This is a genomic window from Streptomyces sp. CB03238 (assembly GCF_002099185.1).
Classification (GTDB): domain Bacteria; phylum Actinomycetota; class Actinomycetes; order Streptomycetales; family Streptomycetaceae; genus Streptomyces.
On the sequence record NZ_NBCN01000011.1, the window covers coordinates 185,073 to 206,698 of the forward strand.

Consider the following 21,626-nt stretch of genomic DNA (forward strand, 5'->3'; position numbering starts at 1 on the left):
GCGGGCACAGGCTCTGTGGCGGTCACAGGTTCTTCACCCCCTCCGGGACCTCGTAGAAGGTCGGGTGCCGGTAGGGCTTGTCCGCGGACGACTCGAAGAACGGGTCCTTCTCGTCCGGGGACGATGCGGTGATCACCGCGGACGGCACCACCCAGATCGAGACGCCCTCATTGCGGCGGGTGTACAGGTCGCGGGCGTTGCGCAGCGCCATCTGGGCGTCCGGCGCGTGCAGGCTCCCCGCGTGGGTGTGGGACAGCCCGCGACGCGAGCGCACGAACACCTCCCACAGCGGCCAGTCGCTGGTCGTCATGGAGTCGCCTCCCCGTGCTTCGCCGCGTACGCCGCCGCGGCCTCCCTGACCCAGGCGCCTTCCTCGTGGGCGCGGCGGCGCTGGGTGATGCGCTGTTCGTTGCAGGGCCCGTTGCCCTTGAGGACGTCCCAGAACTCGGTCCAGTCGATCGGGCCGAAGTCGTAGTGCCCCCGCTCCTCGTTCCACCGGAGGTCCGGGTCGGGGAGGGTGAGGCCCAGCGTCTCCGCCTGGGGGACGCAGATGTCCACGAACCGCTGGCGCAGCTCGTCGTTCGAGTGCCGCTTGATCTTCCAGGCCATGGACTGCGCCGAGTGCGACGACTCGTCGTCCGGCGGGCCGAACATCATCAGCGACGGCCACCACCAGCGGTTCACCGCGTCCTGCGCCATGGCGTGCTGCTCGGGCGTCCCGCGCGAGAGGGCGAGGAGCGACTCGTACCCCTGGCGCTGGTGGAACGACTCCTCCTTGCAGATCCGGACCATCGCGCGGGCGTACGGGCCGTAGGAGCAGCGGCACAGCGGCACCTGGTTGGTGATCGCCGCGCCGTCCACGAGCCAGCCGATGGCGCCGACGTCGGCCCAGGTCAGCGTGGGGTAGTTGAAGATCGAGGAGTACTTCTGGCGGCCGGTGTGGAGCTTGTCGAGCAGCTCGTCGCGGCTGGTGCCGAGGGTCTCGGCGGCGCTGTAGAGATACAGGCCGTGTCCGGCCTCGTCCTGCACCTTGGCGATCAGGATCGCCTTGCGCCGGAGGGAGGGCGCGCGCGTGATCCAGTTCGCCTCGGGCTGCATGCCGATGATCTCGGAGTGGGCGTGCTGGGCGATCTGCCGGACGAGCGTGGCGCGATATGCCTCCGGCATCCAGTCGCGCGGCTCGATCCGCTCGTCGGCGGCCACGGCGGCGTCGAACACCGCCTCGTATGCCTCCTGCGTGTCCGCAGTCACTGCCGTCATCGGGCCCCCTACCGACCGATCGTTCGGTTGAATGACTTCAATGGTGAGTCGACGGCCCGTATGGTGTCAACCCTGTGGATAACCCGGTGGATCGATGGGGAACGGGAACGGGGCGGGATGGACTCGTACGACAAGGAGGCCGGAGGCCGCGCCCGGCGCGCCACCGGCACGGAAGGCCCCGGCCCGATGACCCCTCCGCCCCCGCCCGGCTCCGAACCGGAATCCGCCCCACAACCAGGCCCCGCGCCCGCGCCGCCGCCCGCCGGCACATCCGCCGCCCCCGACTACGCCACCCGAGCGACCCCCGCGGCCCCCGCACCGGGCTCCGGTTCCGCACCGGGCTCCGGTTCCGTGCCGGGTGCCGCCCCCGCGTCGGACGCCGCCCCCGCGTCGGGTGCGGTGCGCGCGGCGGGGAGTGGGCGGGGTTCGTCCGAGGGAGCGACCGTGTGGGGGGCGGGCCGTGGAAGCGGAGGGGACGATCCGGTGGTCGCGGTGGGGTTCGCCGATGGGCCGCAGGCGGGGCCCGCGTGGGCTGCCGCGGCCGGTGAGCGGGAGGACGCGTCGGGGGGGCCGCCCGGTGGCCGGCCGGGACCGGGGGCGGGGATAGCCGCGTTGTCACTGCCGTATCAGGTCGTGGCGGCCGTTTCGCTCGCTGTCGTCGGGATGTTCGCGTGCGTGCATCTGGCCATGGCGTTCCTGCACGCCGCGCCGTCGAACACGCTCACCAAACAGCACGGCAAGGCCGTGGACGACTGGGTCTTCCCCGAGTTCGAGCAGAACTGGAAGCTCTTCGCGCCCAATCCCCTCCAGCAGAACATCGCCGTCCACGCCCGCGCCGAGGTCGTCGACGGCGACGGCGGGCGCAGGACCACCGGATGGATCGACCTCTCCGGCGACGACGGGGAAGCGATCCGCGGCAATCTCCTCCCCAGTCATGTGAACCAGAACGAGCTGCGCCGGGGCTGGGACTTCTACGTGAACTCGCACACCAACGACAACCGCCCCAACGGTCTGCGCGGGCAGCTCTCCGAGCGCTACATCCGGCGCATCGCCATGCTGCGGCTCGAAGCACACCACCTCGGCGGCAGGATCGAACGGATACAGCTCCGCTCCGCCACGCAGGGCGTCGAGGCTCCGGTGTGGAGCGACGAGAAGACCGACACCCGGCCCTACTACCGGGTGCTTCCTTGGTGGACCGTGACCGCCGCCGACCTGCCAGGTGGCGTCAGCGGCGGCCGTACGGAGGCGGGCCAGTGACGACCCGTACGCGTACCGAGCCGCTCGACCGCCGGCTCGCCCGTGCCATCCAGCGCGTCACCGGCACGGCCCTCGGCCCGTACCAGACCGCCGTCGTACGCATCGGCTTCGCCGGCGCCTGGCTGCTGTTCCTGCTGCGCGAGTTCCCCCACCGCCACGAGCTGTACGGGCCCGACGGCCCCTGGTCCTGGGACATGGGCCAGCAGCTCATCGCGAACAACCACGCGTTCACGGTCCTGATGTGGTCCGACAGCACCCTCTGGTTCGAGACGGTGTACGCCCTCGCCGTGCTGTCCAGCGTCCTGCTGCTGATCGGCTGGCGCACCCGCACCATGTCGGTGCTGTTCATGGTGGGCGTGCTGTCGCTGCAGAATCGCTCCATCTTCATGGGCGACGGCGGCGACAATGTCGTCCACCTGATGGCGATCTACCTCGTCCTGACCCGTTGCAGCCAGGTCTGGTCCGTGGATGCCCGCCGAGCCGCCCGCCCCGGACCGCGGCGCGATGTGCTGGGGCCGGTGATGTGGGCGGTTCTCGCCTTCGGGCTGGTGGCGGCCACACTGTTCATCGACCGGACCGGCGAGACATGGCTCCTGGTGCTGCTGTGGCTGCTGTGGGCCGCGCAGGGCGTGTGGTGGCTGGTGTGCCGGTACGCGCCCGGCGAGCCGCGTGTCCTGGCCGACGTGCTCGCCAACCTCGTCCACAACGCCACGCTCGCCGTCATCATGGCCGAGGTGTGCCTGATCTACGCCACGGCCGGCTGGTACAAGATCCAGGGCTCGCGCTGGCAGGACGGCACCGCGCTGTACTACCCGCTCAAACTGGACTACTTCACCCCCTGGCCGTTCCTCTCCGACCTCCTCGCCGCCAGCGGTGTGATGGTCATGGTGCTGACCTACGGCACGGTCATCGTGCAGGTCGCCTTCCCCTTCACGCTGTTCAACCGCAAGGTCAAGAACGTCCTGCTGGTGGCGATGATGCTGGAGCACGCGGGCATCGCGCTGCTGCTCGGGCTGCCGTTCTTCTCGCTCGCCATGATCGCCGCCGATGCCGTCTTCCTGCCGACCGTCTTCCTGGTCTGGCTGGGCACCCGCGTCCGGCGCGGCCGGGACCGGCTGCTGCCGGGCACCGGGAAGGTGCCGCGGCCGGCGCCCGCCGCCGAGGAGGAGGCGCCCCGTACCCTCGTGGGGTGAGCAGCGAGACCCCCCTGGAGACGCCCCTCCAGTACGACGACGGTTACGGCCCCGAGATCGGTGTCGGCCCGCACCCCCGGCCCTGGCCGGAGGACGAGCGGTACGACCCCGAGCTGCTGGCGGACGGCGACCGGCGCAATGTCGTCGACCGGTACCGGTACTGGAGGCGGGAGGCGATCGTCGCCGACCTGGACACCCGGCGCCATGACTTCCATGTGGCCGTGGAGAACTGGGGCCACGACTTCAACATCGGCTCCGTCGTACGGACCGCCAACGCCTTCCTGGCGCAGCAGGTCCACATCGTGGGCCGGCGGCGCTGGAACCGGCGCGGCGCCATGGTCACCGACCGGTACCAGCATGTGCGCCACCACTCCGACACCGAGTCGCTGACCGCCTGGGCGGCCGCCGAGGGGTTGCCGATCATCGGGATCGACAACCTCCCCGGCGCCGTGCCGCTGGAGCGGACGGAGCTGCCGCGCCGCTGTGTGCTGCTGTTCGGGCAGGAGGGCCCGGGCCTCACAGAGGAGGCCCGCAAGCACGCGGCGATGGTCTGCTCGATCGCCCAGTTCGGCTCCACCCGGTCGATCAACGCGGGCGCGGCCGCGGCGATCGCCATGCACGCCTGGGTGCAGCGGTACGCGGAGATTTCCGGGCCGGAGGCCTGACCCGGAGCCTTACGCCGGGCGGCGCACCTCGACCACTCGGAAGCGGTTCGCCACGAACGCGCTGTCGCACAGGGCGGCGTTCGCCGCCGGGTTGCCGCCCGATCCGTGGAAGTCGGAGAACGCCGCCGTCTGGTTGACGTACACCCCGCCCGTCAGGTTCAGCGAGAGCTGCGCCGACTCCTCCAGGCAGACCTCCTCGACCGCGCGCTCGACGTCCGGCGAGGTCGTGTACGCGCCGACCGTCATCGCGCCCTTCTCGCGCACCGTGCGCCGCAGCAGCTCCAGCGCGTCGGCGGTCGACTCGACCGAGACGGCGAAGGCGACCGGGCCGAAGCACTCCGACATGTACGCCGCTTCCGCGTCCGGCTTGGAGCCGTCCAGCTTGACGAGGACGGGCGTGCGGACCACGGCTTCGGGGAAGTCCGGGTTGGCGACCTCGCGCGAGGCCAGGGCGACCTCGCCGAGCCCGGCGGCCGCCTCCAGGCGGGCCTTCACGTCCGGGTTGACGATGGCGCCCAGCAGGGCGTTGGCCCGGGCGTCGTCGCCCAGCAGCCCGCCGACCGCGGCAGCGAGGTCGGCGACCACCTCGTCGTACGGCTTGGGCCCGGCGTCCGTGGTGATGCCGTCGCGGGGGATCAGCAGGTTCTGCGGGGTGGTGCACATCTGGCCGCTGTAGAGGGACAGCGAGAAGGCCAGGTTGGACAGCATGCCCTTGTAGTCGTCGGTCGAGTCGACGACGACGGTGTTGACGCCCGCTTTCTCCGTGTAGACCTGCGCCTGCCGGGCGTTGGCCTCCAGCCAGTCACCGAACGACGTCGAACCGGTGTAGTCGATGATCCGGATCTCCGGGCGGACGGCCAGGTCCTTGGCGATGCCCTCGCCCGGCCGCTCCACGGCCAGCGCCACCAGGTTCGGGTCGAAGCCCGCCTCCGCCAGCACCTCGCGCGCCACCCGTACCGTCAGCGCCAGGGGGAGCACCGCGCGCGGGTGGGGCTTGACCAGGACCGGGTTGCCGGTGGCCAGGGAGGCGAACAGGCCCGGGTAGCCGTTCCACGTCGGGAAGGTGTTGCAGCCGATCAGCAGCGCGATGCCGCGGGCCACCGGCGTGAACGCCTTGCGCAGCTCCAGCGGGTCCCGCTTGCCCTGCGGCTTGGACCAGTCGGCGACCAGCGGGGTGCGGACCTGCTCCGCGTACGCGTACGCCACCGCCTCAAGGCCGCGGTCCTGGGCGTGCGGCCCGCCCGCCTGGAACGCCATCATGAACGCCTGCCCGCTGGTGTGCATCACCGCGTGCGCGAACTCGTGCGTACGGGCGTTGATGCGGGCCAGGATCTCCAGGCAGACCAAGGCGCGGATCTCGGGACCGGCGTCCCGCCAGGCGCCCATGCCGGCGCGCATGGCGGGCAGCAGGACGTCCACGTCGGCGTGCGGATACTCCACGCCCAGCTCCGGTCCGTACGGCGAGACCTCCCCGCCCGTCCAGCCGTCCGTGCCCGGCTGGTCCAGCTCGAAGCGGGTGCCCAGCGCGGCCTTGTGGGCTTCGAGGCCGTCGGCGGCGCTCAGCGAGCCGTTCTCCCCGTACGCCTTCGGGTGCTCGGGGTGCGGGGACCAGTAGGCCCGTGTGCGGATGGCTTCGAGGGCCTGTTCCAGCGTGGAGCGGTGCCTCTCGGTCAGGTGGTCGGTGGTGAGCTGAGCGGCGGCCATGGCGGACCAACTCCTCGTCGAGCTGGGCAGGGACAGGCGGACAGAGCTAGAGTAACCGAACGATCGGTCGGGACAAGGGGGCCTCCCGAACCTGTGGACAACTCATCGGGGAGGATCACTGTCATGACCGACACCAAGGCCATCGAGCGGAGCCGTACCGTCGCCGTCGTCGGCACCGGAACCATGGGCCAGGGCATCGCCCAGGTCGCCCTCGTCGCCGGCCACCCCGTACGCCTCTACGACGCCGGGCCCGGCCGCGCCCAGCAGGCCGCCGCGGCCATCACCGCACGACTCGACCGACTGGCGGAAAAGGGCCGCCTCGCCGCCGAGGAGCGGGACGCGGCAGCCGGCCGGCTCCACGTGGCCGAGACCCTCGACGACCTCGCCGACGCCGCGCTCGTCATCGAGGCGATCGTCGAGCAGCTCGCGGTCAAGCAGGAGCTCTTCGCCGAGCTGGAGCAGACCGTCGCAGACGACTGCCTGCTCGCCACCAACACCTCCTCCCTCTCCGTCACCGCCATCGCCGGAGCGCTGCGGGTGCCCGGCCGCTTCGTCGGACTGCACTTCTTCAACCCCGCGCCCCTGCTCCCGCTCGTCGAGGTCGTCAGCGGCTTCGCCACCGACGAAACCGCCGCCACGCGCGCGTACGCCACCGCCAAGGAGTGGGGCAAGACGCCGGTGCGCTGCGCCGACACCCCCGGCTTCATCGTCAACCGCATCGCCCGCCCCTTCTACGCCGAGGCGCTGCGCCTGTACGAGGAGCGGGCCGCCGACCCGGCCACCATCGACGCCGTCCTCCGCGAGTGCGGCGGCTTCAGGATGGGCCCCTTCGAGCTGACCGACCTGATCGGGCAGGACGTCAACGAGGCCGTCACCCGGTCCGTCTGGGAGGCCTTCCACCATGACCCCAAGTTCACCCCGTCGCTCGCCCAGCGGCGGCTGGTCGAGTCCGGGCGCCTGGGCCGCAAGACGGGCCAGGGCTGGTACGCGTACGGCGAAGGCGCCGAGCGGCCCGCCGTGCCCACCGAGGCGCCCGCACCCGCGCCCGCGGCGGTCACCGTCCACGGCCGCCTCGGCCACGCCGAGCCCCTGGTCGGCATGGCCGAGCGGGCAGGGATCAAGGTCCGCCGCCGCAAGCACGGCCACCACCTCACCCTTCCGGGCGGCGGCCGGCTGATGCTCGCCCACGGCGAGGCCCTCTTCGAGTACGCGGACCAGGAGGTCGTCTTCTTCGACCTCGCCCACGACTACACGACCGCCACCCGCATCGCCCTCTCCACCTCCCCCGCCGCCTCGCCCGAAACGCTCCAGGAGGCCGTCGGCCTCTTCCAGGCGCTCGGCAAGGACGTCACGGTGATCGGCGATGTCCCCGGCATGATCGTCGCCCGTACGGTCGCCATGCTGGTCGACCTCGCCGTGGACGCCGTCGAGCGCGGTGTGGCCTCCGCCGAGGACATCGACACGGCCATGCGCCTGGGCGTCAACTACCCGGCCGGGCCCCTGGAGTGGGGCGTGCTGCTCGGCTACGAGTACGTGGCCGACGTGCTGCGCGCCCTGCACGAGCGCTACCCGACCGGCCGCTACGCCCCGTGCCTCGGCGTCGTCCGCAAGGACCACGAGGAGGCGGCCGCACTGAAGGACCAGGACGACCGATGACCACCGCCAAGCGCGATACGTACACCCCCGAGACGCTGCTCTCCGTCGCCGTCCGCGTCTTCAACGAACGCGGCTACGACGGCACCTCCATGGAGCACCTCTCCAAGGCGGCCGGTATCTCCAAGTCCTCGATCTACCACCATGTCGCGGGCAAGGAGGAACTGCTGCGGCGCGCCGTCAGCCGGGCGCTCGACGGCCTGTTCGCGGTCCTCGACGAGCCCGGAGCCCTGCGCGGAAGGGCCATCGAACGGGTCGAGTACGTGACCCGGCGCACCGTCGAGGTCCTGATGGACGAACTGCCCTACGTGACGCTCCTGCTGCGCGTACGCGGCAACACCAAGACCGAGCGGTGGGCACTGGAGCGGCGCCGAGAGTTCGACCACCGGGTCGCCGACCTGCTCAAAGCGGCCGCCGCCGACGGTGACCTGCGCGCCGACGTGGACATACGGCTGGCCACCCGGCTGCTCTTCGGCATGATCAACTCGCTGGTGGAGTGGTACCGGCCCCAGCCGGGTGGCGACGCCGAGCGCCGACAGGTCGTCGACACCGTCGTCCACCTGGCGTTCGACGGCCTGCGTACGGCCCCTTAGGTGCCGTCTAGATCTCGTCCGGCGCGATCCGCCGGTTGAGGTCCGTTTCCTCGAAGACCAGCAGCGTGCGCGTGGAGAGCACCTCCGGGATCGCCTGGAGCCTGGTCAGGACCAGCTCGCGCAAGGTGCGGTTGTCCGGCGTGTGCACCAGCAGCAGCACATCGAAGTCCCCGCTGACCAGGGCGATGTGCGCGGCCCCCGGCAGCGCCTGGAGCTGCTCGCGGACCGTGCGCCAGGAGTTCTGGACGATCTTGAGCGTGATGTACGCGGAGGCGCCCTGTCCCGCCCGCTCGTGGTTGACCCGGGCGCTGAAGCCGCGGATCACCCCGTCCTCGATGAGCCGGTTGATCCGCGCGTAGGCATTGGCGCGTGAGACATGGACCCGGTCGGCCACGGAGCGTATCGAGGCGCGACCGTCCATTTGGAGGATGCGGAGGATGTCGCGGTCGATCGCGTCGAGCGGCCGCGCTGCCTGCTGCTCGCCGCTCGACTGCCCCTGCTCCCTGCCGTCGGCCATTTGTTCAGCTGCCATGTCCCCCCGCCTCTCATCCATGGACGACCTGCCTCTATCCCAGGCTGTGGAGAACCGTTTGTCCACAGGCTGAAGGCGCCTGTAGCCAAAATGCCGCCACGACCGAACAATCGGTAGGTGAGGCGCGTCACAGTCGCGTCCCCCCTCGGGTGTTATGCCCGCTCCCACGAGGAGGTGCTGTCATGACGGTCCAAGAGCTGCCCGGTGCCGCCCCTTACCGGCCCACCCCGCCCCCGGCGTGGAAGCCGCGCACCGACCCCGCACCGCTGCTCCCGGACCCCGAGCCGTACCGGGTGCTGGGCACGGACGCCGCGGCCGGCTTCGCGCCCGAGCTGCTGCGCCGGCTCTACGCCGAGCTGGTGCGCGGCCGCCGCTACAACGCGCAGGCGACGGCCCTCACCAAGCAGGGCAGGCTGGCGGTCTACCCGTCGAGCACCGGCCAGGAGGCGTGCGAGGTCGCCGCCGCCCTGGTGCTGGAGGACCGGGACTGGCTCTTCCCGTCGTACCGCGACACCCTCGCCGCCGTGGCGCGCGGCCTCGACCCCGTCCAGGCGCTGACCCTGCTGCGGGGCGACTGGCACACCGGGTACGACCCGCAGGAGCACCGTGTCGCACCGCTGTGCACACCGCTGGCCACCCAGCTGCCGCACGCCGTGGGCCTGGCGCACGCGGCCCGCCTCAAGGGCGACGACGTGGTGGCCCTCGCCATGGTCGGCGACGGCGGCACCAGCGAGGGCGACTTCCACGAGGCGCTGAACTTCGCGGCCGTCTGGCAGGCCCCCGTCGTCTTCCTCGTACAGAACAACGGCTTCGCCATCTCCGTCCCCCTCGCCAAGCAGACCGCGGCCCCGTCCCTGGCCCACAAGGCCGTCGGGTACGGGATGCCGGGCCGGCTCGTCGACGGCAACGACGCGGCGGCCGTCCACCAGGTGCTGTCCGAGGCGGTCACCCGCGCCCGGCGCGGCGGCGGACCGACGCTCGTGGAGGCCGTGACGTACCGCATCGACGCCCACACCAACGCCGACGACGCCACCCGGTACCGGGGCGACAGCGAGGTCGAGGCGTGGCGCGACCACGACCCGATCCGGCTGCTGGAGCACGAGCTGACCGAGCGCGGCCTCCTCGACGAGGACGGCGTACGGCAGGCGGCCGAGGACGCCGAGGCGATGGCCGCGCGGCTGCGGGAGCGGATGAACGCGGACGCCGAGCTCGACCCGATGGACCTGTTCGCGCACGTGTACGCCGAGCAGACGGCACAACTGCGGGAGCAGGCCGCCCAGCTGCGCGCCGAGCTCGACGCCGAGGGTGATGCCTGATGACGACCGTGGCAAACGCGGCACCCAAGCCCGCGACCAAGCCCGCCACCATGGCGCAGGCGCTCCAGCGCGCCATGCGCGACGCGATGGCCGAGGACCCGTCCGTCCACGTCATGGGAGAGGACGTCGGCACGCTCGGCGGCGTCTTCCGCGTCACTGACGGGCTCGCCAAGGAGTTCGGCGAGGACCGCTGCACGGACACCCCGCTCGCCGAGGCGGGCATCCTGGGCACGGCCGTCGGCATGGCGATGTACGGGCTGCGGCCGGTCGTCGAGATGCAGTTCGACGCCTTCGCCTATCCGGCGTTCGAGCAGCTGATCAGCCATGTCGCGCGGATGCGGAACCGGACCCGGGGCGCGATGCCGCTGCCGATCGTCGTGCGTGTGCCGTACGGCGGCGGAATCGGCGGCGTCGAGCACCACAGCGACTCGTCCGAGGCGTACTACATGGCGACTCCGGGGCTCCATGTCGTCACGCCCGCGACGGTCGCCGACGCGTACGGGCTGCTGCGGGCGGCGATCGCCTCCGACGACCCGGTGGTCTTCCTGGAGCCCAAGCGGCTCTACTGGTCGAAGGCCCCGTGGTCGCCGGACGCACCCGACACCGTGGAGCCGATAGGGCGCGCGGTCGTGCGGCGGGCCGGGCGCAGCGCCACGCTCCTCACGTACGGGCCGTCCCTGCCCGTGTGCCTGGAGGCCGCCGAGGCCGCGCAGGCGGAGGGCTGGGACCTGGAGGTCGTGGACCTGCGGTCGCTGGTGCCGTTCGACGACGAGACGGTCTGCGCGTCGGTGCGGCGCACCGGGCGCGCGGTCGTCGTCCATGAGTCGTCCGGCTTCGGCGGCCCGGGCGGGGAGATCGCCGCCCGGGTCACCGAGCGGTGCTTCCACCACCTGGAGGCGCCGGTGCTGCGGGTGGCCGGGTTCGACATCCCCTACCCGCCGCCAATGCTGGAGCGGCACCACCTGCCGGGCGTGGACCGGATCCTCGACGCCGTGGCGCGGTTGCAGTGGGAGGCGCAGAGCTGATGGCCCAGGTGCTGGAGTTCAAGCTGCCGGACCTCGGCGAGGGCCTCACCGAGGCCGAGATCGTGCGCTGGCTGGTGGACGTCGGGGACGTCGTCTCCGTCGACCAGCCGGTCGTGGAGGTCGAAACCGCCAAGGCGATGGTCGAGGTGCCGTGCCCCTACGGGGGCGTGGTGACCGCGCGGTTCGGCGAGGAGGGTACGGAACTGCCCGTCGGCGCGCCCCTGTTGACCGTCGCTGTGGGCGCCACGTCGGTGCCGGCGTCGGTCCCTTCCTCCGGTGCGGCGGGCTCGTCCCGCTCCTCGGGCTCGTCCGGCTCGTCCGGGGAGGGCTCCGGGAACGTACTCGTCGGGTACGGCACGGCCGCCCCGGCGGCGCGGAGGCGGCGGGTACGACGGGAGCCGGTGACTGCGGCGGCCGCACCGTCCGCTCCGGCACCGGCACCGGTCACCGCCCCGGCGGCGGCCGCACCGTCCGCTCCGGCACCGGCACCGGTCACCGCCCCGGTCACCCCCGCGCCCTCCGCCGGGCCCGTGCCGGTGATCTCGCCGCTCGTACGGAAGCTGGCCCGGGAAAAGGGCATCGACCTGCGGCAGTTGCGCGGCTCCGGGCCCGACGGGCTGATCCTGCGGGCCGACGTGGAACGTGCGGTGGCGGCGGCCACCCCGGCACCCGCTCCCGCTCCGGCCCCCGCGACCGCCGCCTCCCTCGCCCCCGCGACCCCCGCGATCCCGGCCGGCGCCGGTGAAAGGGTGCCGCTGCGCGGCGTACGCGGCGCGGTCGCCGACAAGCTGTCCCGCAGCCGGCACGAGATCCCCGACGCGACCTGCTGGGTGGACGCGGACGCGACCGAGCTGATGGCCGCGCGCGCCGCGATGAACGCGGCCGGGGGCCCCAAGATCTCCCTGCTGGCGCTCCTCGCCCGGATCTGCACCGCCGCGCTCGCGCGCCACCCGGAGCTGAACTCCAGGGTGGACACGGCCGCGCGGGAGATCGTGCGGCTGCCCGAGGTGCACCTGGGCTTCGCGGCGCAGACCGACCGGGGCCTGGTCGTCCCCGTCGTCCGTGACGCGCACAGCCGGACGGCGGAGTCCCTGTCGGCGGAGTTCGCCCGGCTGACGGAGGCCGCCAGGGCCGGGACGCTGACGCCCGCCGAGCTGACGGGCGGGACGTTCACGCTGAACAACTACGGCGTGTTCGGGGTCGACGGCTCCACGCCCATCATCAACCACCCCGAGGCGGCGATGCTGGGCGTCGGCCGGATCGTCCCCAAGCCGTGGGTGCACGAGGGCGAACTGGCCGTCCGGCAGGTCGTCCAGCTGTCGCTGACCTTCGACCACCGGGTGTGCGACGGCGGGACGGCGGGCGGCTTCCTGCGCTACGTCGCGGACTGCGTGGAGCACCCGGCGGTGCTGCTGCGGACGCTCTGACGGCCCGGGTGCCGGGCCGGGGGCGCGCACGTCCCCGCCCCGGCTGCCCCGGGGGTGGGCGGGACAGCGCGCCTGGGGATACTGGTGGCGTGACCCCATATGACGTCGTCGTGCTCGCCGGGGGTGCCGCCAGGCGGCTCGGCGGCGCGGACAAGCCAGGCGTGAGTGTCGGCGGGCGGGCCCTGCTGGATCGCGTGCTGGGGGCCTGCCGCGAGGCCGGACGTACCGTTGTCGTGGGCGGGCGGCGGGCCACCGTGCGCCCCGTGGTGTGGGCGCGGGAGGAGCCGCCCGGGAGCGGGCCGCTGGCCGCGCTCGCGGCCGGGGTCCGGCACGTGGAGGCCGACACCGTGGTCGTCCTGAGCGGCGACCTGCCGTTCCTCCGGGACGGCGGAGTACGGAAGTTGGCCGACGCGCTGGCCGGCGGGAGCGCCGAGGGCGTGCTGTCCGTGGACCCCGACGGGCGGGACCAGCCGCTCGTCGCCGCGTACCGCACCGAGCCGCTGCGCCGCGAACTGGCCCTCCTGGCAACGGAGCACGGAAACCTGACCGGGCTGCCGCTGCGCCTGCTCGTGCAGGAGCTGGACGTCCTGCGGATCCCCGCCGAGCCCCTCGCCTCCTTCGACTGCGACACCTGGGAAGACATCGCCACGGCCCGGGCCACGATCAGGGAGCATGGGAACGTGCTGGACGAATGGATCACCGCAGTCAAGGACGAGCTCGGCATCGAACTGGACGTCGACACCGGCGTCCTGCTCGACCTGGCCCGCGACGCCGCGCACGGCGTGGCCCGGCCCGCCGCGCCGCTCACCACCTTCCTGGTCGGTTACGCGGCGGCCCAGGCCGCCGGGAACGGGCCCGAAGCCGTCTCCCAAGCCGTGGCCGAAGCCGCGCGCAAAGCGGCCGCCCTCGCCGACCGCTGGGCGAACGAGGCCGCCGACGGCACCGGCACCGGCAAGGGAACCGGCACCGGCCCGGGCAAGGGGACCGACAACGGGACCGGCAGCGGGACCGACAACGGGGCCGGCGCGGGATGACCGACCCGGAGGTCGACGGCGTCGACGAAGCCCTCGCCCTGGTCGGGCCACCGGCCCCGAAGCAGGAGCAACACCGGGCCACGCCCTGGACCGAGGCCCGGGCCGTCGCCGCACGCCTGGGCACCGCGCGCCCGACCCGCACGCGGCGGGTGGGTCTCGGACAGGCGCTGGGCGGTGTGCTCGCCGAGCCGCTGGCCGCCCTCACCGACCTGCCCTCGTTCGACACCTCGGCCATGGACGGGTGGGCCGTCGCGGGCCCCGGTCCCTGGCAGATCCGCGAAGGCGACTCCGTCCTGGCCGGGCACGCGCAGACGCCCCCGCTCCCCGACGGCGAGGCGGTACGGATCGCCACCGGCGCCCGCGTGCCGCCCGGCGCCACCGCCGTGATCCGCAGCGAACACTCCCGTACGGACACGACCGGCCATCTGCACGCCCAGCGCGAGGTGACCCACGGGCAGGACATCCGGCCACGCGGCCAGGAGTGCCGCTCGGGCGACCAGCTGCTGCCCGCCGGGACACCCGTCACACCCGCCGTTCTCGGCCTGGCCGCGGCCGCCGGGTACGACGAGCTGCACACCGTCGAGCGTCCGCGGGTCGACGTCCTGGTGCTCGGCGACGAGCTGCTCACTGCGGGCCTCCCGCACGACGGGCTCATCCGGGACGCCCTCGGCCCGATGCTGGCACCCTGGCTGCACGCCCTCGGCGCCGACGTCATCGCCACCCGCCGTATCGGCGACGACGCCGACGCGCTGTACGCGGCGGTCACCGACTCCGAGGCGGACGTGGTGATCACCACCGGAGGCACCGCGGCCGGTCCGGTCGACCACGTCCACCCCGTCCTGCGCAAGGCGGGCGCCGAGCTGCTGGTCGACGGCGTGAAGGTGCGCCCCGGCCACCCGATGCTGCTCGCCCGGCTCAGCCCGGCCACGTACCTGGTCGGCCTGCCCGGCAACCCGCTGGCGGCCGTCTCCGGGCTGCTCACCCTCGCCGAGCCGCTGCTCCGCGGCCTCGCCGGGCGCCGGGCCCGGGCGCCGTACACGGCCGCGGTACGCGACGAGGTGCACGGCCACCCGCACGACACCCGGCTGGTGCCGGTCACCCATGCGGCGGGGCGCGCGGCAGGACACGCCACCGGGCGCGCCAGCGGGCGCGCCAGCGGGCACGTCGGCTCCGGGCACGTCGTACCGCTGCACTACAACGGGCCCGCCATGCTGCGTGGGATCGCGGTCGCGGACGGGCTCGCGGTCGTCCCGCCGGGCGGGGCCCGGTCCGGGGACGTACTGGAGATCCTCGACCTGCCCTGGGCGGCGACCACCGAAGGGTGTTTCACGTGAAACTTCCCGGCCAGGACGCGATGGCCCGCCGCGCCGACGAACATCTCGTGGGCGGCCAGATCAGGCTTCCGAACCCGATCGTCCAAAAACCCCTGCGCCAGGTGGGCAAGCGGGTGCTGATGGCCCTGTTCGTCCTCGCGCTGACCGTCTTCATCGTCTACGTCGACCGCGGCGGCTACCACGACAACGCCGACGAGGGCGTCGACCTCCTCGACGCCATCTACTACGCGACCGTGACCCTGTCGACGACGGGCTACGGCGACATCGTTCCGCACAGCGACAGCGCGCGGCTGGTGAATGTGCTGCTGGTGACCCCGCTGCGCGTGCTGTTCCTGATCATTCTGGTCGGTACCACTCTCGAGGTCCTCACCCAACGGACCCGGGAAGAGTGGCGGCTCAAGCGCTGGAGGTCCACGTTGCGCGACCACACCGTCATCATCGGCTTCGGTACGAAGGGCCGGTCGGCGATCCAGACGCTGTGCGCCACCGGCCTGAAGAGGGACCAGATCGTCATCGTCGACCCGAGCAGCAAGGTCATCGAGACGGCGAACGCCGACGGGTTCACCGGCGTGATCGGCGACGCGACCCGCAGCGATGTGCTGCTGCGTGCCGAAGTGCAGCGCGCCCGGCAGATCGTCATCGCGACCCAGCGCGACGACACCGCCGTCCTGGTCGCGCTGACGGCCCGCCAGCTCAACCGCGGGGCGAAGATCGTCGCGGCGGTACGGGAAGAGGAGAACGCGCCGCTGCTGCGCCAGTCCGGCGCGGACGCCGTGATCACCAGCGCGAGCGCGGCCGGCCGGCTGCTGGGCCTGTCCGTGCTGAGCCCCAGCGCCGGCACGGTGATGGAGGACCTGATCCAGCAGGGCAGCGGTCTCGACCTGATCGAGCGGCCGGTCATAAAGGCCGAGGTGGGCAAGAGCGTCCGCGAGACGGACGACCTGGTGATCAGCGTCCTGCGCGGGCACCGGCTGCTCGGCTACGACGACCCCGCGGCCAGCCCACTGCAGTTGACGGACCGTCTGATCACGATCGTACGGGCAGGGAGTGTGGCGCCGCTGAGCACGCCTCCGGAGTAGCCTCGCGGCCATGCATGCGATCACGATTCCCGAACCCGGTGGTCCCGAGGCGCTCGTCTGGGCAGAGGTGCCCGATCCCGTGCCCGGCGAGGGCGAGGTCCTCGTCGAGGTGGCGGCGAGCGCCGTCAACCGTGCCGATCTCCTGCAGCGGCAGGGCTTCTACGATCCTCCGCCCGGCTCGTCCCCCTACCCCGGCCTCGAGTGCTCCGGCCGTATCGCGGCGCTCGGGCCCGGGGTCGCCGGATGGGCCGTCGGCGACGAGGTGTGCGCGCTGCTGGCGGGAGGCGGATACGCCGAGAAGGTCGCCGTACCGGCTGGGCAGCTGCTGCCCGTGCCGGACGGCGTGGACCTGGTGACGGCGGCGGCGCTGCCCGAGGTCACCGCCACGGTCTGGTCGAACGTGTTCATGGTTGCGCACCTGCGGCCGGGCGAGACGCTGCTGGTGCACGGCGGTGCCAGCGGCATCGGCACCATGGCGATCCAGCTCGCCAAGGCGGTGGGCGCCCGGGTCGCGGTGACGGCGGGCGGCCCGGAGAAGCTGGCGCGCTGCGCCGAGCTGGGCGCGGACATCCTGATCGACTACCGCGAGCAGGACTTCGTCGAGGAGCTGCACAAGGCGACGGACGGGGCGGGCGCGGACGTCATCCTCGACATCATGGGCGCCAAGTACCTGGAGCGGAACGTGAAGGCGCTCGCCGTGAACGGGCGGCTCGCGGTGATCGGCCTCCAGGGCGGCCGGAAGGCCGAGCTGAACCTGGGCGCCCTGCTGAACAAGCGCGCGGCGGTGACGGCGACGTCGCTGCGGAAGCGGCCCCTGGACGAGAAGGCGGCGATCATCGCGGCGGTACGCGAGCACGTCTGGCCGCTGATCGGCGCGGGCACGGTCCGCCCGGTGGTGGACCGCACGTTCCTCATGCCGGAGGCCCCGGAGGCTCACCGGACGCTGGAGTCGAGCTCCCACGTCGGCAAGGTCCTGCTGGTCACGCCGACCACCACCTGAGCCCAGCGCCGGACCGCGCCCGCCCGCCCGGGCCGCAAGCGCCGCGCCCGCCCGCCCGGCGCGGGCCTGCAGTCACCGCACGACCCGGCCCCCCGCCCGCGTGGTCATGACCACGCGGGCGGGGGGCCGGGTATGACGGGCCCGGCACACGCGCCGTGTGCCGGGCCTCGGGCGGGCGCGCCGGGTGGGCCTACAGGTACGGCCCGACAAGGTACGGCTACAGGTACGGCCCCGAACGGATCGCGCCGTGTCCGCGCTCGTCGTCGTCATCGGTCGGCGCGCCCGGGGGCAGCGCCCGGCGCATCTGCTCCAGCTGGGCGCGGGCCGCCATCTGCTGGGCGAACAACGCCGTCTGGATGCCGTGGAACAGGCCCTCCAGCCAGCCCACCAACTGCGCCTGCGCGATGCGCAGTTCCGCCTCGGAGGGGATGGCCTCGTCCGTGAACGGAAGGGACAGGCGTTCGAGTTCTTCCACCAGCTCGGGCGCCAGGCCGTCCTCCAGCTCCTTCACCGAGCTGGCGTGGATCTCCTTCAGGCGTACCCGGCTGGCCTCGTCGAGAGGTGCCGCACGGACTTCTTCCAGAAGCTGCTTGATCATGCTGCCGATACGCATGACCTTCGCAGGCTGTTCAACCATCTCCGTCACCGGGACCTCGCGCGACTCGTCGTCACCGTCACCGCCGCCGAGAGCCATTCCGTCCTGTCCTACGACCAGGATCTGGGGGTTCTCGTGCGACCGTTCATTCCTCGGCATCTCCATGCCAGCCATTCTCTCGCACGGGTGCGTCACCAGACGGTCTGCCCCCGTACGCGGGTGATCCACCCTCGTACGGGGGCACAACCGGCCCGACGGCCTCTGTTACGTCGCCGCGCGGCGGGCCACCGCGCCGCGCGAGCGCGTCACCAGAGCGGCGAGGAGCGCGGCACCCAGCGGGACGGCGACCAGCAGGGCGGCCAGCGTCTCCCACGGGACGATGATCGGCACGTGCGGCACGTCCATCAGGCCGCCCTGGTCCCGTGCCGTCTCGTACCAGTTCATCATCTGGCGCCGCTCGGTCAGTCGCAGCCCGACCGCTGGCAGGACCCCTGCCGCCGAACCGAGCAGCACGCCCATCACGGCGACCACCCCGCACTGGAAGCCGCTCAGCGTCCGCCGCACGCGCGGCGGCGCACCGACCGCGGCCAGCGTCTTCAGGTCGGCCTCCGCGTCCGCCTGGGCGAGACCGGTGGCGATACCGGCCGCGCCGATGGTGATCAGTCCGGCGAAGACGGTCAGCGACAGCAGCACGATGTTGTTCTCGCTGACGAAGCCTTCCTCCACATGGAGTTCGACGCCGGCGCCCGTCTGGGCGAGTTCGTCGTCGAGCCGCTGGCGCTGCTCCGTGCTCGGCATCCTGTCCGTCGAGAAGTACGCGCCGAACGGCACCGCCGTGAGACCCGCCGCCTTGGCCGCGGCCGGCGGCACGATGCCCGCCAGGCCGTAGGACTCGGTTCCCCGGGCGGCCTGGTACGCGTCGAACGACACGACCTTGCCCGGCGGCTCCTTGCCCTGCGCCATGGCCTCCTCGGCCTTCCTGGAGTCGGTGATCAGCTTGACGCCGACCTTGCCCCTGGCGTCGAGCAGCGCACGGGAGAAGGACACGACCTTGCCCTCGGCCAGTGCCTTCCCGGCCGCCGCGTCCTTGATCCCCAGCACCTTCAGCAGCTTGTCGTCGGCGACGACGAGCCCGCTCTCGGTGTACCCCATGTCCGGGGATTCCTTGCAGCGCCAGTCCTGCGCGAGCTTGCGCCGCTCGGCCTTGGAGTACTTCTCCGCCGGGTCGGAGCCGTCGGGCGTGGTGGCCCACAGCGGGCACATGTTGGCCTCGGGGATGACGACCTCGTGACGGCCGCAGCCCTCACCCTGCCCGTACATCTCGCAGCTGGCCCTGCCCACCACGATCCGGTCCACATCGGCCCGCACATCGACGGGCAGGTTCTTCTGCACCGCGTCACGTACCACCGGGACGTCCCGGCTGCCGCCGTCCCGGACCATCACGGAGACCGCCCCGTGCGGCAGCCGCGCCTCGTACGCCGCCCGCTGCTGGGCGTCGTCGCTCGCCTGGTACGTCGCCACGGCGACCGTGCCCGCGACCGCGGCCAGCACCGCGGCGACGGCGGGAGCCGTACGCCCCCGGTTGCGCACCGCGTCCCGCAGCGCCAGGCGCGGCGACAGCGGCAGCCAGCGGCCGGTGCGCCCGAACAGGCCCACCAGGGCGGGCGTCATCGCGACGACGCCCAGCTCGGCGAGGGCGCTGCCGCCCGCGACGATGATGAACTGGTCGGAGACCACCGACCCGTACAGCGCGATCGCGGCGCCCAGCAGGACGGCGATCAGGCCCACGACGGGCAGCACCCTGCTGCTGCGGCGCACACCGCGGCGGCCGGTGAGCGAGGCGAGGACCGTCTGACGGGACGCGGTGACGGCCGGTACGACCGCCGCCAGCAGGCCGGTCAGCACGGCGAGCAGCCCGATACCGAGCAGCTCCAGCGGCCGGACGTCGAAGGCGCCGAACCGCTGGCCCATGTAGTCCTCCAGCACCGGCTGGAGGAGGAACGTCAGGATCAGTCCGAGCACCGTGCCGACGACGGCCGCGGCGACACCGATCACCAGACCACCCGCCAGGACGATGGCCCGGATGTGGCGGCGGTCGCCGCCGTTGGCACCGACCAGCCCGAGCTGGCGCCGCGAGCGGCGGGCGCCGACGGCGAAGGCGGGGCCCGCCAGCAGGCAGATCTCCAGCATCGCGAGACCGACGATGGTCCCGGCGGCGGCGAGCGCGGCGGCCTTGGCGGCCGTACTGTCGCCGTATTCGCCCCAGCCCTCGCTCTGGAACAGCGGTACGTCGGAGTCGGCCGGCGGGTCGAGCGCGACCGCACGCGACGTCACCACCACGCCCTTGGTGTTGGCCTCCTTGACCATGTTCCACGTGAAACCATCCGTGCCGCTCGCCGCACGGGGCAGGGTCAGCAGATGCGTGGTGCTCTTGTCCGTCCCGGGCATCCCGGCCGCTTCGAGCGCCTTCCCCAGCGGGTCGAGGAAGGCCCCGGGCAGCGCGTTGACCTGGTCGGTCTTGAGCTGGCCGGGCAGCTCGTAGGAGCCGACGATCCGGTACTCGCGGTCGAGGCCGCGCGCGGTCAGCGTCGAGCCGACCTTCAGCCCGCTGGACTCCAGGAAGTGCGTGGTCGCGGCGACCTCGTCGGCCTTCCCGGGGAACCGGCCGTCCTGGAGGACCATGATGCCCCTGGCCATCGGGTCGGCCGCCTTGAGCTCCCGGATCTCCGTCTGGAGCAGACCATGGGCCGTACGCAGCCTCCCGGCCCCGACCGAGTCCGTCAACACCGTGGAGTTCGCCGGGAAGACCTTGGTGACGTCCGTCTTGCCCTCGGGCCACGGCTTGTTCTCGAAGGCCTCCACCGGGATGGCGGACTCCTCCAGCGGGTGCTGGAGGATCGGCGTACCGCCGTAGCCGGAGTCGGAGATCCGCGCGTCGGCGGCGCCGATCAACCGGGCCAGCCTCTCCTCGGTGGACAACTCCGAGCTGCGCAGCGTCAGGTCGGCCGCGCTGACACCGAGGATCGGCAGGGCGATCATCGCCAGGACGAGGAAACTCCGGCCCTTGTAGCGCCAGGCGTCACGGCGGGCGATGCGCACCGCGGCACGCCAGGAGTGGAACCAGTTGTTCACCGCTCGGCCGCCTGGCCGGTGAGCAGGGAGCCGGCGTCGCTGCGCAGGGTCTGGTCGACCACCGCGCCGTCCCGCAGGAACACCACCCGGTCGGCCCAGGCGGCGAACCGGGGCTCGTGGGTGACCAGGACGCCCGCCGCGCCCGCGTCGCACCGGGCCCGCAGCAGCGCGAGCACGGACTCGCCGGTCTCGGAGTCCAGGGCGCCGGTCGGTTCGTCGGCGAGGACGAGCCGCCGGTCGCCCACCAGGGCCCGGGCTATCGCCACGCGCTGCTGCTGGCCGCCGGACATCTCGTCGGGGAACCGGTCGGCGAGGTGCCCGAGGTCCATCTCCTCCAGCGCGGCGACCGCTTCCCGTCGCGCCTTGCGGGCGGAGGTGCCGTCGAGTTCGCGCGGCAGGGCGACGTTCTCGGCGGCGGTGAGCGCCGGGATGAGGTTGTAGTCCTGGAAGACGTACCCGATGCTGCGGCGGCGGAGGGCGGCGAGCGTCTTGCGGTCGGCGGCGGTGATGTCGGTGTTCTCCACGATCACCTGGCCGGAGGTGGGGCTGTCGAGGCCGCCCGCGATGGTGAGCAGCGTCGACTTTCCGGAGCCGGACGGGCCCATGACGGCGACGAGTTCACCGGGGAAGACATCGAGGTCGATCCCGCGCAGGGCGTGCACCTCGGTGGCCCCTGACCCGTGGACACGGGTCAGGTTCTTCAGTTGCAGCACGGGCTGCGGGGGCTGTTGCGACGAGGGTGATGACATGGACAGGGGTCCCCCCTTGGGCGTACGCGTGCAGGGACAGGCGTACGGAGCGGATGTAAACGGGATGGTGGTGGTGGG

At 72.7% G+C, this 21,626-nt stretch carries 19 protein-coding genes; 12 read left to right on the forward strand and 7 right to left on the reverse strand.

The genetic code is table 11. The features are described from left to right. Positions 1-22 precede the first annotated feature (22 nt). Both paaB and paaA read right to left on the reverse strand, forming a co-directional pair. Complete coding sequence (gene paaB, locus BKD26_RS21920) at positions 23-310, reverse strand: 1,2-phenylacetyl-CoA epoxidase subunit PaaB (protein WP_084900804.1); 288 nt, start codon at positions 308-310, stop codon at positions 23-25. Next, on the reverse strand, positions 307-1,260 hold the full coding sequence (gene paaA, locus BKD26_RS21925; RefSeq protein ID WP_084900807.1) for a 1,2-phenylacetyl-CoA epoxidase subunit PaaA: 954 nt from the start codon (positions 1,258-1,260) through the stop codon (positions 307-309). The genes paaB and paaA overlap by 4 nt, the downstream gene beginning before the upstream one ends. Positions 1,261-1,704: 444 nt before the next feature. Between paaA and BKD26_RS21930 the strand changes: the two genes are divergently transcribed. From BKD26_RS21930 to BKD26_RS21940, 3 genes are read left to right on the forward strand one after another with little or no spacing between them, the layout of a single operon-like run. Next, on the forward strand, positions 1,705-2,517 hold the full coding sequence (locus BKD26_RS21930; protein WP_241518784.1) for a DUF5819 family protein: 813 nt from the start codon (positions 1,705-1,707) through the stop codon (positions 2,515-2,517). Next, on the forward strand, positions 2,514-3,710 hold the full coding sequence (locus BKD26_RS21935; RefSeq protein ID WP_084900811.1) for an HTTM domain-containing protein: 1,197 nt from the start codon (positions 2,514-2,516) through the stop codon (positions 3,708-3,710). The genes BKD26_RS21930 and BKD26_RS21935 overlap by 4 nt, the downstream gene beginning before the upstream one ends. After that, positions 3,707-4,375, forward strand: coding sequence for a TrmH family RNA methyltransferase (locus BKD26_RS21940; protein ID WP_084900816.1), 669 nt, complete (start codon positions 3,707-3,709; stop codon positions 4,373-4,375). Before BKD26_RS21935 ends, BKD26_RS21940 begins: the two co-directional genes overlap by 4 nt. A 9-nt stretch (positions 4,376-4,384) precedes the next feature. Here BKD26_RS21940 and paaN read toward each other — a convergent pair whose 3' ends face one another. Next, positions 4,385-6,079, reverse strand: coding sequence for a phenylacetic acid degradation protein PaaN (gene paaN / locus BKD26_RS21945; RefSeq protein WP_084900819.1), 1,695 nt, complete (start codon positions 6,077-6,079; stop codon positions 4,385-4,387). Positions 6,080-6,202: 123 nt separating this feature from the next. Between paaN and BKD26_RS21950 the strand changes: the two genes are divergently transcribed. Both BKD26_RS21950 and BKD26_RS21955 read left to right on the forward strand, forming a co-directional pair. Continuing rightward, positions 6,203-7,735, forward strand: coding sequence for a 3-hydroxyacyl-CoA dehydrogenase (locus tag BKD26_RS21950; RefSeq protein WP_084900821.1), 1,533 nt, complete (start codon positions 6,203-6,205; stop codon positions 7,733-7,735). Next, positions 7,732-8,325 (forward strand): TetR/AcrR family transcriptional regulator, encoded by a 594-nt coding sequence (locus BKD26_RS21955; RefSeq protein WP_084900824.1) that lies wholly within the window; start codon positions 7,732-7,734, stop codon positions 8,323-8,325. The genes BKD26_RS21950 and BKD26_RS21955 overlap by 4 nt, the downstream gene beginning before the upstream one ends. 7 nt (positions 8,326-8,332) lie before the next feature. Here BKD26_RS21955 and BKD26_RS21960 read toward each other — a convergent pair whose 3' ends face one another. Then, on the reverse strand, positions 8,333-8,842 hold the full coding sequence (locus tag BKD26_RS21960) for an Lrp/AsnC family transcriptional regulator (protein WP_084900827.1): 510 nt from the start codon (positions 8,840-8,842) through the stop codon (positions 8,333-8,335). Between the two features lie 197 nt (positions 8,843-9,039). Here BKD26_RS21960 and pdhA point away from each other — a divergent pair, with 197 nt between their 5' ends. From pdhA to BKD26_RS21995, 7 genes are all read left to right on the forward strand, one after another. Continuing rightward, on the forward strand, positions 9,040-10,173 hold the full coding sequence (gene pdhA, locus BKD26_RS21965) for a pyruvate dehydrogenase (acetyl-transferring) E1 component subunit alpha (RefSeq protein ID WP_084900830.1): 1,134 nt from the start codon (positions 9,040-9,042) through the stop codon (positions 10,171-10,173). Further along, positions 10,173-11,198 (forward strand): alpha-ketoacid dehydrogenase subunit beta, encoded by a 1,026-nt coding sequence (locus BKD26_RS21970; RefSeq protein WP_084900833.1) that lies wholly within the window; start codon positions 10,173-10,175, stop codon positions 11,196-11,198. Before pdhA ends, BKD26_RS21970 begins: the two co-directional genes overlap by 1 nt. Then, positions 11,198-12,625, forward strand: a complete 1,428-nt coding sequence (locus BKD26_RS21975) for a dihydrolipoamide acetyltransferase family protein (protein WP_084900836.1) — start codon at positions 11,198-11,200, stop codon at positions 12,623-12,625. Before BKD26_RS21970 ends, BKD26_RS21975 begins: the two co-directional genes overlap by 1 nt. 89 nt (positions 12,626-12,714) lie before the next feature. Next, positions 12,715-13,659, forward strand: coding sequence for an NTP transferase domain-containing protein (locus BKD26_RS21980; protein WP_107417943.1), 945 nt, complete (start codon positions 12,715-12,717; stop codon positions 13,657-13,659). Next, a complete protein-coding gene (locus BKD26_RS21985) occupies positions 13,656-14,993 on the forward strand; it encodes a molybdopterin molybdotransferase MoeA (RefSeq protein WP_107417944.1) in 1,338 nt (445 codons plus the stop codon). Before BKD26_RS21980 ends, BKD26_RS21985 begins: the two co-directional genes overlap by 4 nt. Continuing rightward, entirely contained in the window at positions 14,990-16,072 is a 1,083-nt protein-coding gene (locus tag BKD26_RS21990) for a potassium channel family protein (protein WP_241518771.1), read from the forward strand. Before BKD26_RS21985 ends, BKD26_RS21990 begins: the two co-directional genes overlap by 4 nt. A 10-nt stretch (positions 16,073-16,082) precedes the next feature. Beyond that, complete coding sequence (locus tag BKD26_RS21995) at positions 16,083-17,072, forward strand: NAD(P)H-quinone oxidoreductase (RefSeq protein WP_084900846.1); 990 nt, start codon at positions 16,083-16,085, stop codon at positions 17,070-17,072. A 217-nt stretch (positions 17,073-17,289) separates the two neighbouring features. Here the strand turns inward: BKD26_RS21995 and BKD26_RS22000 are convergent, their stop codons facing one another. The 3 genes from BKD26_RS22000 to BKD26_RS22010 all read right to left on the reverse strand — a co-directional run bounded on the left by BKD26_RS22000 (position 17,290) and on the right by BKD26_RS22010 (position 21,548). Beyond that, positions 17,290-17,832, reverse strand: coding sequence for a bacterial proteasome activator family protein (locus BKD26_RS22000; RefSeq protein ID WP_073756622.1), 543 nt, complete (start codon positions 17,830-17,832; stop codon positions 17,290-17,292). 99 nt (positions 17,833-17,931) lie between these two features. After that, positions 17,932-20,799 carry an ABC transporter permease gene (locus tag BKD26_RS22005; RefSeq protein ID WP_107417945.1) on the reverse strand — a complete coding sequence of 956 codons (2,868 nt, stop codon included), beginning with the start codon at positions 20,797-20,799 and terminating at the stop codon, positions 17,932-17,934. Next, complete coding sequence (locus BKD26_RS22010; protein WP_084900848.1) at positions 20,796-21,548, reverse strand: ABC transporter ATP-binding protein; 753 nt, start codon at positions 21,546-21,548, stop codon at positions 20,796-20,798. Before BKD26_RS22010 ends, BKD26_RS22005 begins: the two co-directional genes overlap by 4 nt. Positions 21,549-21,626: the final 78 nt, after the last annotated feature.

Coding starts and splice junctions, on each gene's coding strand:
- paaB (WP_084900804.1), bottom strand. CDS start 310: ATGACGACCAGCGACTGGCCGCTGTGGGAGGTGTTCGTGCGCTCGCGT.
- paaA (WP_084900807.1), bottom strand. CDS start 1,260: ATGACGGCAGTGACTGCGGACACGCAGGAGGCATACGAGGCGGTGTTC.
- paaN (WP_084900819.1), bottom strand. CDS start 6,079: ATGGCCGCCGCTCAGCTCACCACCGACCACCTGACCGAGAGGCACCGC.
- BKD26_RS21950 (WP_084900821.1), top strand. CDS start 6,203: ATGACCGACACCAAGGCCATCGAGCGGAGCCGTACCGTCGCCGTCGTC.
- BKD26_RS21955 (WP_084900824.1), top strand. CDS start 7,732: ATGACCACCGCCAAGCGCGATACGTACACCCCCGAGACGCTGCTCTCC.
- BKD26_RS21960 (WP_084900827.1), bottom strand. CDS start 8,842: ATGGCCGACGGCAGGGAGCAGGGGCAGTCGAGCGGCGAGCAGCAGGCA.
- pdhA (WP_084900830.1), top strand. CDS start 9,040: ATGACGGTCCAAGAGCTGCCCGGTGCCGCCCCTTACCGGCCCACCCCG.
- BKD26_RS21970 (WP_084900833.1), top strand. CDS start 10,173: ATGACGACCGTGGCAAACGCGGCACCCAAGCCCGCGACCAAGCCCGCC.
- BKD26_RS21975 (WP_084900836.1), top strand. CDS start 11,198: ATGGCCCAGGTGCTGGAGTTCAAGCTGCCGGACCTCGGCGAGGGCCTC.
- BKD26_RS21985 (WP_107417944.1), top strand. CDS start 13,656: ATGACCGACCCGGAGGTCGACGGCGTCGACGAAGCCCTCGCCCTGGTC.
- BKD26_RS21995 (WP_084900846.1), top strand. CDS start 16,083: ATGCATGCGATCACGATTCCCGAACCCGGTGGTCCCGAGGCGCTCGTC.
- BKD26_RS22000 (WP_073756622.1), bottom strand. CDS start 17,832: ATGGAGATGCCGAGGAATGAACGGTCGCACGAGAACCCCCAGATCCTG.
- BKD26_RS22010 (WP_084900848.1), bottom strand. CDS start 21,548: ATGTCATCACCCTCGTCGCAACAGCCCCCGCAGCCCGTGCTGCAACTG.